The sequence below is a fragment of the Bacteroidales bacterium genome, assembly GCA_018334875.1.
In the GTDB taxonomy this organism is placed as follows: Bacteria; Bacteroidota; Bacteroidia; order Bacteroidales; family UBA12077; genus JAGXLC01.
In genome coordinates this window covers 13,198-18,631 of record JAGXLC010000061.1, presented here as the reverse complement: position 1 = coordinate 18,631, position 5,434 = coordinate 13,198, and the positions used below count along the sequence as shown (strand labels likewise).

5 protein-coding genes are annotated in these 5,434 nt (G+C 41.3%); all 5 read left to right on the top strand.

All coding sequences use genetic code 11. The features are described from left to right. The coding region (locus KGY70_07355; GenBank protein MBS3774985.1) for an AAA family ATPase at positions 1-1,114 on the top strand (1,114 nt) is incomplete at its 5' end. A gap of 131 nt (positions 1,115-1,245) precedes the next feature. Further along, positions 1,246-1,749: a peptide deformylase gene (locus KGY70_07350; GenBank protein MBS3774984.1), complete on the top strand. Its 504-nt coding sequence runs from the start codon at positions 1,246-1,248 to the stop codon at positions 1,747-1,749. Positions 1,750-1,890: 141 nt separating this feature from the next. After that, positions 1,891-2,385: a hypothetical protein gene (locus tag KGY70_07345; GenBank protein MBS3774983.1), complete on the top strand. Its 495-nt coding sequence runs from the start codon at positions 1,891-1,893 to the stop codon at positions 2,383-2,385. Further along, entirely contained in the window at positions 2,333-3,007 is a 675-nt protein-coding gene (locus KGY70_07340; protein MBS3774982.1) for a hypothetical protein, read from the top strand. The genes KGY70_07345 and KGY70_07340 overlap by 53 nt, the downstream gene beginning before the upstream one ends. Before the next feature lie 457 nt (positions 3,008-3,464). After that, positions 3,465-5,434 (top strand): fasciclin domain-containing protein (locus KGY70_07335; GenBank protein ID MBS3774981.1); only part of this gene is annotated, 1,970 nt, incomplete at its 3' end.

The following is a 5,434-nucleotide window of genomic DNA, read 5'->3' as shown; positions in this document are numbered from 1 at the left end:
CCATTGGGAGGAAAGGCTTATAGGTATAAAGGGAGCAAGGGGTGTCGGAAAAACCACACTGATCCTTCAATATATCAAAAAATACTTGTCGAAGCAGGCAAAAGGACTCTATGTCAGTCTTGATGATATATATTTTTATGGACATTCACTGGTAGAATTTGTTGATAATTTTGTCAAAAAGGGAGGAACACATCTATTTTTGGATGAAGTTCACCGCTATAAAAATTGGGCAATTGAACTGAAAAACATTTATGACGACCATCCCAATCTTAAAGTTGTTTTTACCGGTTCATCCATGTTGCATTTGGCAAAAGCCAGGGGTGATCTGAGCAGAAGGGCTAAAATCTATACGTTGCATGGTTTATCTTACAGAGAATATTTAAATTTCATTACAGGTAAAAATTTTAAAAAGTTAGCATTTAGGGATATACTAAAAAATCATGTGGAATATTCAAATGAAGTTTTAAACCAAATCAGGCCTTTGCAATATTTTGAAGAATACTTAAAATCGGGGATTTATCCTTTTTTTATCGAATATCCTAAAACTTACCAAGAAAGATTAGCTAGTGCCATTGATGTAATGCTTGAAATTGATTTACCAGCATTTACAAATATTACCCCACAAAGCATTACATCAATAAAAAAATTGTTATATGTAATTGCCAATTCTGTGCCATTCAAACCCAATATTCAAAAGATCAGCGAAAAAACCGGTATATACAGAAATACACTAATAACTTATTTAGGCATGTTAAGAGATGCAGGAATAACCAATCATCTGTTTTCATCTAAAAGAGGAGTGGGACATCTGCAAAAACCTGAAAAAATTTACCTGAACAATACCAATCTAATCTATGCATTAGCGGAGGTATTACCAGAGAAAGGCAGCATCCGGGAAACCTTCTTCATGCATCAGTTGAGTAATGATAACAGCCTCACCTATACTCAGAAAGGGGATTTTTTTATCAATGGCAAATATACATTTGAAGTAGGGGGGAAATACAAAACAAGAAAACAAATCATCGGCATATCAGATGCATTTTTGGCTGCTGATGATATTGAAATCGGCTACGAATATAAAATACCGTTATGGCTTTTCGGGTTTATATATTAATGAGTCTAGTCTAAAAAGGCACTCGGCTTATCAGCCAATATTTGGCTTTTTATACCGGCCTCGAATATTATAAATTTGAAAAAAATTAAAAGATACCTGAAAAGCTATATTCACTCTATTAACGATTAACAATGAGCAACCTCCATAAAATCCTAAAACTTGGCAATCCCAAACTTCACGAAGTATCCGAAAGTTTGACGAAAGATGAGCTGCCTGTGGCCCTGAGCAAAGCTTCCGAAATGCACGACCTCATCATTGAATACCGGAAGTCCTACGTTGCCGGCCGTGCCATAGCTGCTCCCCAGATCGGATACCAAAAGCGGATGATTGCCCTGTATATGGATCGCCCCCTGATTCTGATCAATCCTGCATTATACAATCACAGCACGGAAATGATGGAGCTTTGGGATGACTGCATGAGCTTTCCCAATCTTCTGGTGAAAGTCAGAAGGCATAAAAAATGCAGCATAAGATATCTGGACGAAAACTGGAACGAGCAGACCTGGGACCTGGAAGACGATCTGTCTGAACTCCTGCAGCATGAATATGACCATCTTGACGGAATACTGGCCACCCAGAGGGCCATTGACGATAAATCGTTTGCCCTGGCTTCGGAGATAAAAGTTAAAGCCTGAAAAACCCTTCTTTCCCTTTTTGTATTTTCCCTGAACGTCGGGAAAACACAAAAACTTAATTATAAAATATTGTATTACCCCCATAATTCTTTACTTTTGACTGGCATCTTGAAATTCAACAAACCGGGAAAGTTCCGGACAATGAAAAAATTTTTACCTTTTTTATTTGCAGTAACCATGGCATTCTCATTCTTCTCATGCGAAGAGCAGGAATGCGACCAGTCCCTTCGGAATGATGCCGGATTTGGATTTTATACTTTTGACGAGGGTGTTGAAACCGGTGCAGCTATCGATACTACTTTATCCATATATGCTGAAACCAGGCCCGATTCACTGCTTTATGACTCTTTAGCCAACCGCTCGAATGCCAGACTTCCCCTTGATCCTACCAAAGATTCCAGCCACTTCATTTTTGTTATCGGCCCAATCAATGACACGGTAAAGATCAAATATATCCGGGAGCTGAATCTGATTTCCCAATCCTGCGGTTTTATAACGGATTTTCTCATAGAAGAGGCAACTGCCTCACACCATCTTATCGATTCAATAAAAGTCACCAATAAAAGAATTACTCAAAACGAAGATGAAGAACATTTTAAAATATATTTTCCTCCTCCTGATACTACTGGCAACTAGTACTCCCGAAGCCAGAACCCAGGAGGAAAAAATCAAAGGCCCCCGTATCGGAGTGGATGTATCGGGGTTTGCCTGGCAATATTTTGTACCGTCAAGGAAAAATATAGGTATAACCGGGGATTTTGAAATCAATCCGAAATATTATGCCACTGCTGAGGCAGGCAGGTTGGAAACAGACCGGAAGGAAGCAACCCACCACTATCTTTCCAACGGATATTATGGAAAAATCGGATTCGATCGCAACTTTCTGGAACCTCAACCGCTAAGCCGTTACGATATGCTTTATGCAGGTTTTCGTTTGGGTGGGGCCACGCTCAGTCATCAGGCAGAAAGTATCGTCCTATCAAACGAGTATTGGGGAGATTACACAGAGAGCATCCCCTCACACAGGATTAATTCCTTTTGGGCAGAAGTTGTTGGAGGAATCAAAACGGAAGTTTTTAAAAACTTTTTTATGGGTTGGTCGATCAGAGGCCAGTTGATGCTATTCCGGCAGAAAGGAACAGAAATGAAGCCCTGGTTGATTCCGGGATACGGAAGCCCTGAATCGAACACTTCCATATTTATCACCTATTCCCTCTCCTACCGCATCCCCCTTCTCAGAATTTCTAAAAACCAATAACTCTGAAAACAGGGAAAGAATATTTTCTTTTGCCTCAACCCGAATTATTCAAGAATAATTAATTCTTGTTCAAGTTTATTAAAATTCTGTAATACAATATAATATAGCAGCACAACTTGAGCAATTCAGATCAATCCCCATTGAACCCGCATATTAATCATTTTCTTGTAGCAAAATTCAGTGGATGCGGGTTTATGACCCTATTCAATTTATGATATACCCCTTTTCTGCATCCTCATCCTCATGAAACATAGTTGTTGTTTTATTTAAAATATACTTATTTATATCAAGCATATTTAATGCGCTTAAAACATCATATTTTTGGAATGTTTTCATAATATACAGGACATAAAATTATTTAGAATTCGTAATATTGTTAAATATTTTATCTTTTATTTTAAACAAAATTTATGTCTGTGCGTTTAACGATAGTTATTAATTCTAAATTTAAATTATTATGGAAACATTAAAGAAAAATCTCAGATTGCTCATGGTTATTGGAATTGTAGCCATGATGGGGCTTACTGCCTGTGAAGAGGAAGAAGAAAAGGATGAGATCATGGAGACGGAAGAAGAAACTATTGTGGATATAGCATCTTCCGATGATTCTTATTCAACCCTGGTACAAGCCCTGGAAAAAGCAGATTTAGCCTCTACCCTAAAAGGGGATGGCCCATTTACGGTTTTTGCACCCACAAATGAGGCCTTTGAAAGTCTTTTAGACGACCTTGGAGTCGGATCACTTGACGACCTCAGTGCAGATCAGCTAGAACCCATCCTGCTGTATCACGTAGTTAGCGGAAATGTAATGTCAACCGATCTGTCAAACGGTTATGTGCCGACATTGAGCCCGGGGGCCGACGACACCAAAGCCTCTCTTTTGATTAACACCGATGACGGAGTCATGCTTAACGGTTCTTCGGCAGTAACCGCAGCCGATATTGAAGCCGATAACGGTGTGATCCATGAGATCGACAAGGTGCTTATGCCGCCCAACGTGGTTGACATGGCAATTAACAACGGCGATTTCAGCACACTGGTTGACGCCGTTGTGAAGGCTGAATTGGCTGAAACACTCAGTGGAGAAGGTCCATTTACCGTCTTTGCTCCCACCAACGCAGCTTTTGAGGAATTGCTCTCAGACCTTGGTGCTTCAAGTCTGGACGATTTGACCAAGGATGATTTGATTCCCATACTTAAGTATCATGTAGTAAGCGGCAATGTTTTGTCCTCCGATTTGAGCTCTGGCAGGGTTACCACACTCAATGGCAATGATATAGCCGTTGATGTAAGCTCTTCAGTAATGATCAACGGCAAATCATCCGTTACTGCTGCAGACATTCAGGGAACCAACGGTGTGATTCATGTGATCGACAAGGTCCTTCTGCCGGATGATGCACCCAAAAACATCGTGGAAACCGCATCAGGTGACGATCAGTTCTCAACATTAGTTGAGGCACTGACCAAAGCTGACCTGGCATCAGTGCTTGAAGGTGAAGGACCCTATACAGTTTTTGCTCCTACCAACGATGCTTTTAGTGACTTACTTTCCGAACTAGGTGTAGGCAGCCTAGACGATCTGACTGCAGAACAACTTGAACCCATCCTGCTGTATCACGTAGTTAGCGGAAATGTAATGTCAACCGATCTGTCAAACGGTTATGTGCCGACATTGAGCCCGGGGGCCGACGACACCAAAGCCTCTCTTTTGATTAACACCGATGACGGAGTCATGCTTAACGGTTCTTCGGCAGTAACCGCAGCCGATATTGAAGCCGATAACGGTGTGATCCATGAGATCGACAAGGTGCTTATGCCGCCCAACGTGGTTGACATGGCAATTAACAACGGCGATTTCAGCACACTGGTTGACGCCGTTGTGAAGGCTGAATTGGCTGAAACACTCAGTGGAGAAGGTCCATTTACCGTCTTTGCTCCCACCAACGCAGCTTTTGAGGAATTGCTCTCAGACCTTGGTGCTTCAAGTCTGGACGATTTGACCAAGGATGATTTGATTCCCATACTTAAGTATCATGTAGTAAGCGGCAATGTTTTGTCCTCCGATTTGAGCTCTGGCAGGGTTACCACACTCAATGGCAATGATATAGCCGTTGATGTAAGCTCTTCAGTAATGATCAACGGCAAATCATCCGTTACTGCTGCAGACATTCAGGGAACCAACGGTGTGATTCATGTGATCGACAAGGTCCTTCTGCCGGATGATGCACCCAAAAACATCGTGGAAACCGCATCAGGTGACGATCAGTTCTCAACATTAGTTGAGGCACTGACCAAAGCTGACCTGGCATCAGTGCTTGAAGGTGAAGGACCCTATACAGTTTTTGCTCCTACCAACGATGCTTTTAGTGACTTACTTTCCGAACTAGGTGTAGGCAGCCTAGACGATCTGACTGCAGAACAACTTGA

Excerpts from the sequence above, each read along its gene's own strand:
- KGY70_07350 (MBS3774984.1), top strand. The coding sequence starts at position 1,246 with ATGAGCAACCTCCATAAAATCCTAAAACTTGGCAATCCCAAACTTCAC.
- KGY70_07345 (MBS3774983.1), top strand. The coding sequence starts at position 1,891 with ATGAAAAAATTTTTACCTTTTTTATTTGCAGTAACCATGGCATTCTCA.
- KGY70_07340 (MBS3774982.1), top strand. The coding sequence starts at position 2,333 with ATGAAGAACATTTTAAAATATATTTTCCTCCTCCTGATACTACTGGCA.